The sequence below is a fragment of the Glycomyces tenuis DSM 44171 genome, assembly GCF_000427885.1.
GTDB classification, from domain to species: Bacteria; Actinomycetota; Actinomycetes; order Mycobacteriales; family Micromonosporaceae; genus Glycomyces; species Glycomyces tenuis.
In genome coordinates this window covers 58354-71543 of sequence record NZ_ATYW01000015.1, presented here as the reverse complement: position 1 = coordinate 71543, position 13190 = coordinate 58354, and the positions used below count along the sequence as shown (strand labels likewise).

Genomic DNA, 13190 nt, shown 5'->3' with positions numbered 1-13190 from the left:
ACCCTTCGGCGATCAACGCCCGGATTGGACCCCCTTCGTCGGCTCGTCGGCATGTTCGTGAAGTCGGGGCTGTATGGCCTGAGGACGGGTGGCGCTCGCTGCGAGCTGCGCATCGTTGGACAATTGCCAGGTTTATCAGAAGTGATAATCTTGAGTCATGGATGAGACCGAGCACGCATATGCGGAGGCCAGCCTTGACCTGCGGGCCGTATTGGACTCGGCTGCGCGGCTTCAGGAACTGGTTCCGGATGCGGTCCTGGTGGGTGGCTCGGCCGCGGCGCTGTATGCCGGGCATCGAGATTCGTATGATCACGACCATGTAATGGCTGACCTGCGGGATCGGTTCGATGTCGTGCTCGAGGCGCTCGAGTCCGAGGGGGAGTGGGTCACCAATCGAGTGCGTCCGGGCAAGATCATCCTCGGCAGTCTCGGTGACATAGAGACCGGTGTACGGCAACTGATCCGCCGGCGGCCGTTGGAGACCGCCGAGATCGAGTTGGGCAGTGGTCGGGTGCTTCGGGTGCCCACGCCCGCCGAGACTTTGCGGGTGAAGGCGTTCTTGATCGTGCGGCGGAACCAGACCCGGGATTATCTCGACGTGGCGGCCTTGAGCGATCGATACGGCATCGAGCGCGCGGCAGCGGTCCTGGGCGGCATCGACGAGTTCTATGCCGATCAGGGCAGCGAAGAGGAGGGGGTCCGGTCGCAGTTGATCCGCCAGCTCAGCGAGCCGCGTCCGGCGGACTTCGGAGTCACCGCTGAGCTCGGCGCCTATCGCAACCTCAGCGAGCGGTGGACCCATTGGTCGAATGTGGTCGCCGCCTGTGCTGAACTTGCCGAGCAGATCGCAAGGGGATGAGCGATGGCACTTCGATTCCGAAACCTGAACGTCTCACCGGACGATCCAGTGGAGCGATGGCCGGTCGAGGCCGTCCAGACCGCGCTGGAGCGCGGCTCGGTGCGGGACTGGCAGCGGCTGATCCAGGCCATCGACCGCGATCCCTGGGGCAAGACCGCCCGCCAGGTCGAGCACGTTCTGACCTACAGCCGCCCCTACGGTGTCGCGAACCTGATGGAGCGGGTGCTGCAGAGCGCCCGGACAGGTGCCGAACGCGCCGAGCGTGAAGTCGTGGCCGGGAGGATCACGCAGGCCATAGCCGACTCGGGACTGACACGCGCCGATTTCGCCTCGCGTATCGGGACCTCGGTCTCCCGCCTGTCGACCTATGCCACCGGCAAGGTCGTGCCGTCGGCGGCGCTCATGGTGCGCATTGAGCGGGTCGCCGCGGAGGCAGCTCGTCAGAAAGTCGCAAAATCAGGGCCGTGACCTGGGGTGACGGGTTCAGGTAGGCGGTTGCCAGGTGCACGGACTTCCTCATCCGGGTCCGGCAGGACCACCCGCCGGACCCGTTCCGGTGCCGTCGCCCGGCCGGTTCGAGGCCCGCGAACCGCCCCTCGCCCAAGGGGCGGCCGGGCCGGCGCCTCGAGACGCCGCGGGAAGCGGCGCGAGGACCGGGCGAAGCGTTCCGGACAAGCCGTCGTTTCGCAACGCCTCGATGCGAGAACCGAGGCATTGCCGGGAGCCGCCTACCGCCGCGACCTCCCGGCGTCGGTCCCGGAGGCGGCCGGTCGCGCGGGCCGGGACCGCCGAGAGGGCCGTCGGACGCGAGCCGATCCCCGCGACTACGGGCCGGGCGCAGGCCCCGCCGGGGCGGCGAGGTACCGCGGCCCCGGTGTCCACCTGCGCACGCCGCGGGAGAACGCCATGCAGAACGCGGCGATGGCGAGCACGCAGGCGGCGGCAGCGGCGAAGGACATCGCCACCAGGGCGGGCGCCAGGACCGCTTCGTGACCGGTGAGGTCCGCGTCGTTCAGCCAGTCGAGCGAGAGCTGGACCCACAGCAGCGAGCCCGCGGCTGCGACGCCGGCCCAGATCGCGGTGTGGACGCGGGCCCAGGCCCGTCCCCGCCGCAGCCCCACGATCGAGACGGCGGCCGGCAGCGCGAGCGCGAGCACGACGACGAGCGAGAGGACGAGCTCCGGCAGGTGCTCACCGAGCAGCAGCTCGGCGAGCGTCGGCTCCGGCTGCTCGGTGCTGGACGCCAGGTCCCCACGGGCCTCGGTGATCGAGGCGTTGACCGTCGTCAACGAGGTCAGCGCGATCAGTCCGACGGCGATCTGCAGCAGCGGCACGGACACCGGCCGCTTCGCCGGACGCTCGGATTCGGCCACGGCGACCGAACCCGGCGGGACCGTGCCGTGCGGCGCGGTCTCGACCTCGACCTCGCCGCGTCGGATGCGGTTGACGAGGATCCACCGCCGCGTGGGCCCGGCGCACAGCAGCCGCAGCAGCGAGCCGTAGACACCGGCCTGGACGGCGCCGATGACCAGCGTCGGCAGTGTGTGCTCGAGGTTCTCCAGCGCGGCGACGATCATGAGGACCGCCACCGGCAGGCCGATGGAGGATCCGATCACCGGCCAGACCCACGCCCAGCGCCTGCCTCGGCCGAGGTTGACCGGGAAGAGGACCGACAGCGCCGTGACGGCGACGGCGCCGACCAGCCCGAGCACACCGACGGGGCTGGGAGCCGTCGCGAGGTGCACGGCGGAGTAGATCTCGCCGGCGGCGGCGAGCGCCACGAAGACCCACAGCACGGCCTGCGCGGCGGTGACCGCGCCCGGTTTGGTCATCGACAGCTGCACGAGCCGCGGCGGCCGGCCCGCGGCCGGAGGGGAGGGAGGCTGGTGCGCGGGCTGCCGCGGCGGCGGGAAGGACATGGGGGTGATCCTCAACATCGATCGGTTTGGATCCCGCCTAGGTTAGCGGAGCCCGGCCAAGACGCCCGGACGCCGGTTCCGCCGCTCCCGACCGCCGGGTAACTGACTCACCGGTAGATGCGCACCAGCCCCTAGGCCAGCAATTATGGCGAAACGTGACGGATTCATCGCTCTTCGGGTATAAACAGGAGCATGGGGCTCGCCAGCGAACTGACGGCGGTCGGCATGTGGATACTTCCGGCCGAGGATTTCGAGCTGCTCGTACTCGGCGTCTTGGCGGCCCTGTTCTACGCAGCGGTGCACGCGGCGATCTTCCCCTGGCGCAAATGCCGCTGGTGCGACGGCTCGGGGAAGCGGTTCTCCCGGCGCACGTGGTACCAGCCCCGCACGTACCGGCCGTGCTGGTGCTGCCACGGCACCGGCAAGCACCTGCGCCTGACCAGGCGCAAGATCACGCGCCGCCGCGAAGGGCGGTGACCGCGCCGCGGGCACGCCATCGCGCCGGGCCCCGAACCGCCGGCGGGAACCCGGTCCGCGCGGCGTCAGTCGAGGCCGAGCTGCTTCTTGAGGCGGGCGACGTGGCCGGTGGCCTTCACGTTGTACTGCGCCAACGCGACCGTGCCCGTCTCGTCGATGACGAACGTCGAGCGGATCACGCCCTGGACCGTGCGGCCGTAGTTCTTCTTCTCGCCCCACGCCCCGTACGCCTCGAGCGCCTTGTGCTCGGGGTCGGACAGCAGCGGGAACGTCAGGCCGTCGCGCTCGACGAACTTCGCCAGGTCGGCGGGCTCGTCGGGACTGATCCCCAGCACCGCGTACCCGGCCTGCTGGAGCCCCGCGAGGCTGTCGCGGAAGTCGCAGGCCTCCTTCGTGCAGCCGGGGGTCATGGCGCGCGGATACGCGTAGAGGATGACCTTGCGGCCCTGCAGGCTCGACAGGGTCACCGTGTCACCGGTGTCGGCGGTCAGCGTGAAGTCAGGTGCGGCGTCACCAGGCTGAAGTCGTACGTTCACAGCAGGGAACACTACCGTCCGTCCCTGACAATCCCCTGGGAGCTCGCTCGACGGTAGCTGCGCGCACTCGACTGGACACGAGGCGCCCGCTTAACGCAAAATGATTGCAATAGCCCAATGGTGGACGCTTGAAGCCACCTGCCGGCGCCCCGCATCCGGCGCGGCCCCGGCCCCTACCCCCGTCGAAAGGCGGCGACGCCCATGTCCGAGCTCGCACTGCACATACCCAACGGCATCGTCGACATCCCCACCTCACTGGCGTTCGGCCTAGTCGCGGTCCTCGCGGTCGGCGCCTGCACCGTGGCGGCCCGCCGCGGCCTCGACGAGCGGCTCGTCCCGCTCGCGGGCCTGGCCACCGCGTTCATCTTCGCCGCCCAGATGCTCAACTTCCCGGTCGCCGCCGGCGTCTCGGGCCACCTGCTCGGCGGCGCCCTCGCCGCCGCGCTCCTCGGGCCGTGGCTCGGCGTGCTGTGCGTGACCGTCGTGATCGCCGTCCAGGCGCTGCTGTTCGCCGACGGCGGCGTCACCGCCCTGGGCCTGAACGTCGTCAACATGGCCGTCATCGCCACCGTCGCCGCCTACGGCGTCATCGCCCTGGCCTTGAAGCTCCTCCCGCGCACCCGCGTCGGCCTCACGGTCGCGGTCTTCGCGGCCTCGGTGGTGAGCGTCGTCGCCGCCTCGGCCGGGTTCGTCCTCCAGTTCGCGATCGGCGGCGAGGCCCCCGGCCAGACGCTCGGCGAGGTCGCCGGCGCGATCCTGTCCGTGCACGTCCTCATCGGCGTCGGCGAAGGCGCCATCGCCGCCGCGGCCGTCGTCGCCGTCGCCCTCGCCCGCCCCGACCTCGTCCACGCCCTCAAAGGAGCCCGGCTCGCCGAGGCCCCGACCGCGAAGGAGACCGCCCGCCCATGACGACCTCACGGTTCACACTGATCGGGGCGCTGGTCGCCCTCGTCCTGGCCGGCGGCGTCGCCCTGTTCGCCTCCTCCTCGCCCGACGGCCTCGAATCGGTCATGCTCGAAGGCTGCGAGACCGGCGCCGACGGCGAGATCACCGGCGGCGAATGCACCCTCCAGCAGGCCGGCGGGCACGAGATCGGCGGCCCCCTGGCCGACTACGGCATCAGCTTCGTCGGCTCCGAGACCCTCGGCGGCTCGCTCGCCGGGATCCTCGGCGTCCTGCTCGTCCTCGGCCTCGCCACCGGCCTGTTCCGGCTGCTCGCCCGCGGCGGGAAGGCCGACGCGGGAAGCGGCGGGGCGTGAACGGCGCCGAAGGGCTCTACCGGCCCGGGGCGAGCCCGCTGCACCGGCTCGCCCCGCAGGCCAAGCTCACGGCGCTGGTGGCGCTCACCTTCGCGGTCGTCGCCACCCCGCGCGAAGCGGTGTGGGCCTTCGGCGTCTACGCCGCGCTGCTGGCGGGCCTGTTCGCGCTCGCCCGCGTCCCGGCGGGATGGATCGCCTCCCGGAGCCTGGTCGAGGCGCCGTTCGCGCTGCTGGCGCTCGCGTTCCCGTTCCTGGGCGGCGGCGAGACCGTCCACTGGGGCCCGGTGGAGCTGTCGGTCGAAGGCCTGTGGGCCGGGTGGAACCTCATCGCCAAGGCCACCCTCGGGGTGTGGGCCGCGCTGCTGCTCGCCGCCACCACGCCCGTCGCGAGCCTCCTCGCCGGGCTGACGCGGCTGCGCTGCCCGCAGATCCTCCTCCAGATCACCGCGTTCGCGATCCGCTACGCCCACGTGAGCGCCGCCGAAGTCGCGCAGATGCGGCGCGCCCGCCTCGCCCGCTGCGACGACCCGCGCTTCCTGTGGCAGGCCGGGGCGCTCGCCCGCAGCCTCGGCGTCGTCTTCATCCGCTCCTACGAACGGGGCGAACGCGTCTGGCAGGCCATGGCCGCCCGCGGCTACACCGGGCGGCTGCCGCTCGACGTCGGCCCCGCCGGCGCCGGCATCGGCCAGTGGAGCGCCGCCATGGCCGTCCCCGCCGTCGCCGCGGGCGTCGCCCTCTGGGCGGCGGTGGGCGCATGAGCGCGCTGACCGTCGCCGGGCTCCGGCACGCCTACCCCGACGGGCACCGCTCCCTCGACGGCGTCGACCTGCGCGTCGAAACCGGTGAGCGCGTGGCCGTTCTGGGCCCCAACGGGGCCGGGAAGACCACGCTCATGCTCCACCTCGTCGGGCTCCTCGACGCCGCCGAAGGGACCGTCGCCGTCGGCGACCTGACCGTCGAGAAGCGGCACCTCGCCGAGATCCGCCGCCGCGTCGGCATCGTCTTCCAGAGCCCCGACGACCAGCTGTTCATGCCCACCGTCGCCGACGACGTCGGCTTCGGCCCGGCCAACCTCGGCCTCGAGGGCGCGGCGCTGCGGCGGCGGGTCGACGCCGCGCTCGCCGACGTCGGCCTCACCGAGCTCGCCGACCGGCCCCCGCACCACCTCTCGGTCGGGCAGCAGCGGCGCGCCGCGCTCGCCGGCGTCCTCGCCATGCGCCCCGAGATCGTCGTCCTCGACGAGCCGAGCGCCGGCCTCGACCCGGCCGCCCGCCGCGAACTGGCCGCCGTCCTGCACCGCACCGCCCCCACGCTCCTGCTGGTCACCCACGACCTGCCGTACGCGCTGCAGCTGTGCGAGCGGGCCGTCGTCCTCGACGGCGGCCGCATCGTCGCCGACGCGCCGACCCCCGCGATCCTCGCCGACGCCGCCCTGCTCGAGCGGCACCGCCTCGAGCTGCCGTTCGGCTTCTCCCTGGAGGCGGCGCTCGCCGCCGAAGGCTGAACGGGCGGGCGCCTCGGCGCCCGGACGCCGGATGCGCCGAACGGCGCCTCAGGAGCCGTTCGCGATCGCCGCCTCGACCTCGGCGACGAAGTCCGCCGGGTCGACCTCCTCGCCGCCCACCTTCACCGTCGGCGTGCCCGACACGCCCTGGTCCCCGGTGGCCGACTCGGTCCCGGCCTGCACCCAGCCCTTGTAGGCGCCGTCCGCGACGCACTGCTCCCAGTCCGAGCCGAGGCCGACGTCGGCGCCGATCGAGGTCAGCTCGTCGTCGCTCAGCCCCTGCGAGTTCTCCGCCGGCTGGTGCTCGTACAGCGCCACGGTGTAGTCCAGGAACTCCTGCTCGCCGACGTCGGCCGCGCACACCGCCGACGCGGCCGCCCGCGTCGAGTACTCGGTGCCCTGCGAGAGCCGGTCGAGGATCGCGATTGGGTGGTAGTTCACCGTCACCGAGCCCGCGTCGACCCACGCCTGGATGTTCCCGGCGTACGTCGACTCGAACTGCTTGCACGCCGGGCACAGGTAGTCGAGGTAGATGTCGACCTCGACGGGGCCCGAGCCGATCTGGACCGCGTACGAGTCCGTGGTGGCCGCCGCCGGGTCGTTGACCTCGTAGCCGGAGTCGCGGTTCAACCAGATCCCGAGGCCCAGCAGGCCTCCGATGAGGACGACGGCGCCGCCGATCGCCACTCCGAACAGGACCTTCTTCCGTCTGGCCTCGGCCGCCCGCTGCCTCCGCAGGGCCTCGGCGGCCTGCCTGCGCCCGGACTTCCCCATGCCGATCAACACCTCTCTCAAACCTGTGCTCGATCCACGAGGCGGATTCGAGTACGCTCGGCGGCGATGCCTCGCCTCGACCCGGTCCGCCTCGGCCCGCTGACGTTCGCAGCGGCCGTCATCGGCGTGCTGTGGGCCGCACCGGCCTTCCCGCACGCGCTCGCGACCGGCTCCGAACCCGCCTCGGGCGACGTCCTCGACTCCCCTCCGGGCGAGGTCATCGTCGAGTTCAACGAGCCAGTCACCCCCGTAGACGCGGCCACCGGCGTCGTCGCTCCCGATGGTGACCGAGTCGACACGGGCACCGAGCTCGGCGACGGCGGGGACGAGATGGTCATCGCGATGGATGCCGACCAGGAAGGCACCTACCTCGTCGGCTACCGCGTCGTCTCCGACGACGGGCACCCCATCTCCGGGACCTTCACCTTCGCCGTCGGCCACGAGACCGAGGCCCCCGGCGCCGAGGCGCTCGCCGCCGAGACCGACCCGCTCGTCCAGGCCCTGCTCTACGCCGACCGCGGCCTCGGCTACGCCGGGCTCGCCCTCGCGCTCGGCGCCGGCGTCCTCCTCGCCGTCGGCGCCCGGCCCCGCGACTTCGCCGCCCGCCTCGTCGCGACCGGCCTCAGCGCCGTCGCCGCCACCGCCGTCGCCGGCATCGTCCTCCAGGCCGCCTACGAGTCGGGCGTCGCCGTCTCCGGCGTCGACGCCGCCGCCCTGCAAGCGGTCATGTCCTCCAACTTCGGCCTGGCCGCGCTGCTGCGGCTCCTGCTCGTGCTGCTCGCGCTGCCGCTGCTGCGCCTGCTGACCACCGGCGAGGCGCCCGGTAGGCCCGTCCTCGCCGGACTCGTCGGCGCGGCCCTGGGGCTGACGGCGACCTGGCCGCTCGCCGGGCACCCCATGGCCACCGAGCCGGTCGCCCTCGCCTTCGCCGCCGACTGGATCCACGTCGCGGCCGCCCTCGCCTGGGCCGGCGGCGTCGCCGTCCTGCTCATCCTCGCCTGCCACCGGCGCGGCGAGGTCCCCGAGGACGGCCGCCGCTTCTGGGTCGCGCTCGTGCCGTGGCTGCTCGCCTGCGTCGTCGCCGCCGGCCTCGCCGGTGCCCTGCTCCACATCGACTCGGTCGAGGCGCTCACCGACACCACCTACGGGCGCCTGGTCGCGCTCAAGGCCGCCCTCCTGACCGTCATCGTCGCCGTCGGCCTGTTCACCCGCCGGGCGACGCTGCGCGGCGCCGCGGGCCGCACCGCCCTGCGGCGCCTGGCGGGCGCCGAAGTGGCCCTGGCCGCGGCGATCCTCGCGGCCGTGGTGGTGCTCGTGCAGGCCGTGCCCGCCAAGACCGCGCTGCTGGAGACCGAGCAGGGCCCGACGTCCGCCGAGTCGACCGGTACCTCGACGCTGGTCACCACCGACGTCTTCTCCGGGCAGCTCGCCCTCGAACCGGGGCGGCCCGGCCCGAACTCGGTGCGGATCATCGCCACCGGGCTCGACGGGCAGCCGTTCGAGGCCGTCGAATGGGAGGCCTCCTACGGCCTCGAAGGCGCCGAGGCGGCGACGCTGCGGCTCATCGAACTGCGCGGCGGCATCCTCGGCGGCGAGGTGAGCCTGACCGAGGCCGGGCGGTGGGTGTTCGTCTTCACCCTCACCGACGCCGCAGGGAACACCGCGACGGCCGAGGCCGCCGTCGACATCGCCTTACCAGTCGCCGAAGGCGTCCCGCGTGTTCTGGGCGAGCCGCTCGCACCACTGCTCGAGGTCGCGCCCGAGGTGCTCGGCCAGGAACCGCGCGGTGTAGTTCGCCAGCGCCGGGTGGTTCCGGTGGCCGCGCACCGGCACCGGCGCCATGAACGGCGCGTCGGTCTCGACCAGGACCAGCTCGGCGGGGGCGGCACCGGCCGCCCCGCGCAGCGACTCGGCGTTCTTGAACGTCACGTTCCCCGCGAAGCTCATGTGGAAGCCGCGCCGGGCGCACTCGGCGGCGAGCGCGGCATCGCCCGAGAAGCAGTGCATGACCACCCGGTCCGGCGCGCCCTCCTCGTCCAGGATCGACAGGACGTCGGCGTGGGCGTCGCGGTCGTGGATCACCAGGGCCTTGCCGCGGCGCTTGGCGATCTCGATGTGGGCGCGGAAGGACGCCTGCTGGGCGGCCCGGCCGGTCTCGTCGGTGCGGTAGTAGTCCAGTCCGGTCTCGCCGAGCGCGGCGACGCGGGGGAGCGAGGCGAGCTCGTCGACGGCGGCGAGCGCGCCGTCGAGGTCGGCCAGGAGCGGGGCCTCGTTGGGGTGGAGCGCGACCGCGGCCAGGACGCGGCCGTCGGCCTCGGCGAGGGCGGCGGCCCAGCGGGAGGAGGCGACGTCGGTGCCGACCTGGACGAGCGTCGCGACCCCGGCGGCCTCGGCCTGGTCGACGAGTCCGCGGACCTCCTCGCTCCCCGGCTCGGGCGCGACCGACTCGTCGACCGGGTACCCGGCGGCGACGATGTCGAGATGCGTGTGGGTGTCGGCGATCGGAGCCGGAAGCGGCTCGGGACTGGGTGCCGGATCGGGTCGGTACACGCCTCAACCATGCCACGCCGGCCCCGCGGCGGGACCGAGCGGGACCGGCGGACTCGCCCAAACGCCTGCGATGCCCTCGTCGTAACATCGACTTCACATTCCCGACATAACAATCTGACAGCCGGGTTCTAGCTTGGCGAGCAACCGTATACCGGTCGTGGACACCACACACACCGCCTCCACGGCTCCGCCGCGGCCCTCGCCGCGGCGCCGAACCCCCACACCCCCTCGGCGGGTGTCGCCGACGCCCGCCCCCGTACCCCGCGCCGAAACGAGCCGCCCATGACACGTGACCTCGCTTCCCGTCGAAACCGAGCCGCGGCGCTCCAGCAGCGCCGCCCGACGGACCAGACCGACCCCGCCCCGCACGCGATGCTCGTCACCGTCGAATGGCGAGGCGAGAAGTACCAGGCCGCGCCCTTCGCCGGCGGCGCCGCGTGGGAGCTGTTCTCGGCGCTGCCGCGCCCCGACTTCGTCCCCAACCCCCGCCCCGGCACGGAGTACCCGCACCGCTGGTTCGCGAGCGCGGGGGAGGTGCTGCGCGACGGCGTGCCGGTCAGCGTCGGCGACGAGCGCTCCATGATGGTGCCGCTCGCGCCCGGCTTCGACCTGGAGTACGTGCGGCGGCTGACGCAGACCCCCCACCTGGACCCGGCCGCGCGCCTCCTGCTCGACCGGGTGCGGCGGTCCTCGCCGCTGGTCGAGGGCGAGCCGATGGAGCGGCCGCTGACCGCGGCGCAGGCGGTGCGCATGATGGAGACCGCCGCCGTCCCCGGCGGCTTCTGCTACCGGCACAGGGACATCGCCTACCTGCGCACCCCCTCGGGGCGCAGCATCCTCGGCGGGGAGACCGAACCGGGCGACCAGCGGGTGTTCGCACTGCGGTGGCCGGTGGCCTCCCCCGAGGACTACCACGCGCCGGTCGCCCCCGAATACGAGGGCCTGGCCGCCATGCCGTCGTCGGACCGGCGCGGCATGCCGGTGCTGGGCACCGGGTTCGCGCTCTCGTCGGGGCACCTGCTGCCCGAGTACGTCACCGCCGACATGGTCGACCTGCCGCTCCCGGAGGGAGCGAAGCTGCTGGCGTACACCACCGACGGCTCGGAGACGGAGCTGTTCGCCTACGCGGACCGGCAGTGGACGCCGCTGAGCGCCGACCGGCGCGTCGCGATCCCCGGCGTGGAGGCCGGGCGGGCGGTGCCGGTGCGCCGGATCCTCAGGGAGGTCACGAAGGCGGTCTGGAAAGGCGTCCCCGGTTCGCTGGTCGACGCCGACGAGGAGTGGGGCCGCTTCCGGCTCTCCAGGCCGAGCCCCGACGCGCTGTCGCGCACCGGCGCCGAGCCCGTCAGGCGCGGGGTGTACGAGAAGTGGACGGCCCGCAGCGAGCTGAGTCGGCCCGGGTGAGCGGCCCCGCCGACGGCCGCGGCCCCCGCGCCCCGGACGGGGCGCGGGGGCCGCGGCCGTCGCCTCACGCGTTCAGCCGCTCGATCTCGTCATCCACGATGGACGGGTCGAGCTTGGCGAAGATCGGGACGGGCTTCTCCAGCGGCGTCCCCGAGCGCACCGGCACCGACTCCCACGCCGGGACGTCCGAGTAGTCGCCGGTCAGGATCGGGTACGTCCCGTCGATCGCGCCGCCCTCGTCGAGATCGGCGACCTCCTCGACGCGCGGCATCGGCGCGAAGACGCCCTCGCCGCCGAGCAGCTCGTACACCCGCTGCGAGGAGTGCGGCAGGAACGGGCTCATGATCGTCTTCAGGTCGCTGACGGCCTGGAGCACCGTGTGCAGGACCGTGCCCTGCCGCTTGGGGTCCTCCTTGAGTTTCCACGGCGCCGTGTCGGCCAGGTACTTGTTGGCCGCGGCCACCGTCTTCATCGCCTCGCCGATCGCCGCGCGCACCTTGTTGGCGCCGATGAGCCCCCCGACCGTGTCGAAGGCCTCCCGGGTGGCGGCCAGCAGCTCGCGGTCGACCTCCTCCAGCTCCCCGGCCTCGGGGATCGCCCCGAAGTTCTTCGCGGCCATCGCCACCGAGCGGTTCACCAGGTTGCCCCAGCCGGCCACCAGCTCGTCGTTGTTGCGCCGCAGGAACTCCGCCCACGTGAAGTCCGAGTCCTGGTTCTCCGGCCCGGCCGCGCAGATGTAGTAGCGCAGCGCGTCCGGCGAGTACCGCTCCAGGAAGTCGCGGACGTAGATCACCACGCGCCGCGAGGAGGAGAACTGCTTGCCCTCCATCGTCAGGAACTCCGAGGAGACCACCTCGGTCGGCAGCTCGAGCCGCCCGAGTGCGCCCGGCTCGCCGCCGGCGGCGCCCTCGCCGTTGTTGCCCAGCAGCATCGCCGGCCAGATCTCGGAGTGGAAGACGATGTTGTCCTTGCCCATGAAGTAGTACGAGACCGCCTCCGGGTCCGACCACCACCGCTTCCACGCCTCGGCGTCACCGGAGCGCCGCGCCCACTCGATCGAGGCCGACAGGTAGCCGACGACGGCGTCGAACCACACGTACAGGCGCTTGTCGGGCCGGTCGACCCAGCCGGGCAGCGGGATCGGCACGCCCCAGTCCAGGTCGCGCGAGATCGGCCGCGGCTGCAGGTCCTCCAGGAGGTTCTTGGTGAAGCGGACGACGTTCGTGCGCCACCCCGTCCGCGTGTCCAGCCACGCGTTCAGCGCGTCGGCGAACGCGGGCAGGTCCAGGAAGAAGTGGTCCTCCTCGACGAACTTCGGCGTCTCGCCGTTGATCCGCGAGACCGGGTCGATCAGGTCGGTCGGGTCGAGCTGACGCCCGCAGTTGTCGCACTGGTCGCCCCGCGCCGATGCGAAGCCGCAGTGCGGGCATGTGCCCTCGATGTAGCGGTCCGGCAGCGTCCGCCCCGTCGACGGGCTGATCGCGCCCAGCGTCTTCTTCTGGAGGAGGTAGCCGTTGTCGTCGAGCGTCGTGAACAGGTCCTGCACGGTCCTGTAGTGGTTGCCGGTCGTGGTGCGCGTGAACAGGTCGTAGGACAGGCCCAGCGCGTCCAGGTCCTCGACGATGACCCGGTTGTACTTCGCGGCCGCCTCCCCGGGCTTGAGGCCCTCGGCGTCGGCCTGCACCAGGATCGGCGTGCCGTGCTCGTCGGTGCCCGAGACCATGAGCACCTGGTGACCGCGCATGCGCATGTAGCGGGCGAAGACGTCGGCGGGCACCCCGAAACCGGCTACATGTCCGATGTGGCGAGGGCCGTTGGCGTAAGGCCAGGCCAGCGCGGTCAATACGTGAGTCATGCGCCCCATGATAGAGGCCCCGTCCCCGCGCCCACCAAGGTCCGAGCCCCACC

General features: G+C 72.8%; 13 protein-coding genes and 1 pseudogene. 9 read left to right on the top strand and 5 right to left on the bottom strand.

Going from position 1 to position 13190, the window contains the following annotated elements:
• Positions 1 to 157: 157 nt before the first annotated feature.
• A complete protein-coding gene (locus tag YWW_RS0116285; RefSeq protein WP_026930940.1) occupies positions 158 to 859 on the top strand; it encodes a hypothetical protein in 702 nt (233 codons plus the stop codon).
• A gap of 3 nt (positions 860 to 862) precedes the next feature.
• Complete coding sequence (locus YWW_RS0116280; RefSeq protein ID WP_035701687.1) at positions 863 to 1327, top strand: helix-turn-helix domain-containing protein; 465 nt, start codon at positions 863 to 865, stop codon at positions 1325 to 1327.
• A 356-nt stretch (positions 1328 to 1683) separates the two neighbouring features.
• On the opposite strand, the gene YWW_RS0116275 is transcribed toward YWW_RS0116280, so the two are convergent.
• Entirely contained in the window at positions 1684 to 2778 is a 1095-nt protein-coding gene (locus tag YWW_RS0116275) for a hypothetical protein (protein WP_026930938.1), read from the bottom strand.
• A gap of 192 nt (positions 2779 to 2970) precedes the next feature.
• On the opposite strand from YWW_RS0116275, the gene YWW_RS0116270 reads away from it, so the two are divergent.
• On the top strand, positions 2971 to 3255 hold the full coding sequence (locus YWW_RS0116270) for a hypothetical protein (RefSeq protein ID WP_026930937.1): 285 nt from the start codon (positions 2971 to 2973) through the stop codon (positions 3253 to 3255).
• A 65-nt stretch (positions 3256 to 3320) separates the two neighbouring features.
• On the opposite strand, the gene bcp is transcribed toward YWW_RS0116270, so the two are convergent.
• Positions 3321 to 3791 carry a thioredoxin-dependent thiol peroxidase gene (bcp, locus tag YWW_RS0116265; RefSeq protein WP_026930936.1) on the bottom strand — a complete coding sequence of 157 codons (471 nt, stop codon included), beginning with the start codon at positions 3789 to 3791 and terminating at the stop codon, positions 3321 to 3323.
• 201 nt (positions 3792 to 3992) lie between these two features.
• On the opposite strand from bcp, the gene YWW_RS0116260 reads away from it, so the two are divergent.
• The 4 genes from YWW_RS0116260 to YWW_RS0116245 are packed head-to-tail and all read left to right on the top strand — an operon-like array spanning position 3993 to position 6554.
• Positions 3993 to 4700: an energy-coupling factor ABC transporter permease gene (locus YWW_RS0116260; protein ID WP_026930935.1), complete on the top strand. Its 708-nt coding sequence runs from the start codon at positions 3993 to 3995 to the stop codon at positions 4698 to 4700.
• Positions 4697 to 5050, top strand: a complete 354-nt coding sequence (locus tag YWW_RS0116255; protein ID WP_026930934.1) for a PDGLE domain-containing protein — start codon at positions 4697 to 4699, stop codon at positions 5048 to 5050. Before YWW_RS0116260 ends, YWW_RS0116255 begins: the two co-directional genes overlap by 4 nt.
• Positions 5047 to 5808: a cobalt ECF transporter T component CbiQ gene (gene cbiQ / locus YWW_RS0116250; protein WP_026930933.1), complete on the top strand. Its 762-nt coding sequence runs from the start codon at positions 5047 to 5049 to the stop codon at positions 5806 to 5808. Before YWW_RS0116255 ends, cbiQ begins: the two co-directional genes overlap by 4 nt.
• Positions 5805 to 6554, top strand: a complete 750-nt coding sequence (locus tag YWW_RS0116245) for an energy-coupling factor ABC transporter ATP-binding protein (protein ID WP_035701693.1) — start codon at positions 5805 to 5807, stop codon at positions 6552 to 6554. The genes cbiQ and YWW_RS0116245 overlap by 4 nt, the downstream gene beginning before the upstream one ends.
• Before the next feature lie 48 nt (positions 6555 to 6602).
• On the opposite strand, the gene YWW_RS0116240 is transcribed toward YWW_RS0116245, so the two are convergent.
• Complete coding sequence (locus tag YWW_RS0116240) at positions 6603 to 7328, bottom strand: DsbA family protein (RefSeq protein ID WP_026930931.1); 726 nt, start codon at positions 7326 to 7328, stop codon at positions 6603 to 6605.
• A 66-nt stretch (positions 7329 to 7394) separates the two neighbouring features.
• On the opposite strand from YWW_RS0116240, the pseudogene YWW_RS37425 reads away from it, so the two are divergent.
• Positions 7395 to 8630: pseudogene (locus tag YWW_RS37425) on the top strand (copper resistance CopC/CopD family protein); the annotation flags it as partial.
• Positions 8631 to 9020: 390 nt separating this feature from the next.
• Here the strand turns inward: YWW_RS37425 and YWW_RS37420 are convergent.
• Positions 9021 to 9878, bottom strand: a complete 858-nt coding sequence (locus YWW_RS37420; protein WP_245595447.1) for a TatD family hydrolase — start codon at positions 9876 to 9878, stop codon at positions 9021 to 9023.
• 282 nt (positions 9879 to 10160) lie between these two features.
• Here YWW_RS37420 and YWW_RS0116230 point away from each other — a divergent pair, with 282 nt between their 5' ends.
• Entirely contained in the window at positions 10161 to 11282 is a 1122-nt protein-coding gene (locus YWW_RS0116230; RefSeq protein WP_026930929.1) for a hypothetical protein, read from the top strand.
• Between the two features lie 64 nt (positions 11283 to 11346).
• On the opposite strand, the gene metG is transcribed toward YWW_RS0116230, so the two are convergent.
• Positions 11347 to 13137, bottom strand: a complete 1791-nt coding sequence (gene metG / locus YWW_RS0116225) for a methionine--tRNA ligase (RefSeq protein ID WP_026930928.1) — start codon at positions 13135 to 13137, stop codon at positions 11347 to 11349.
• Positions 13138 to 13190 lie beyond the last annotated feature (53 nt).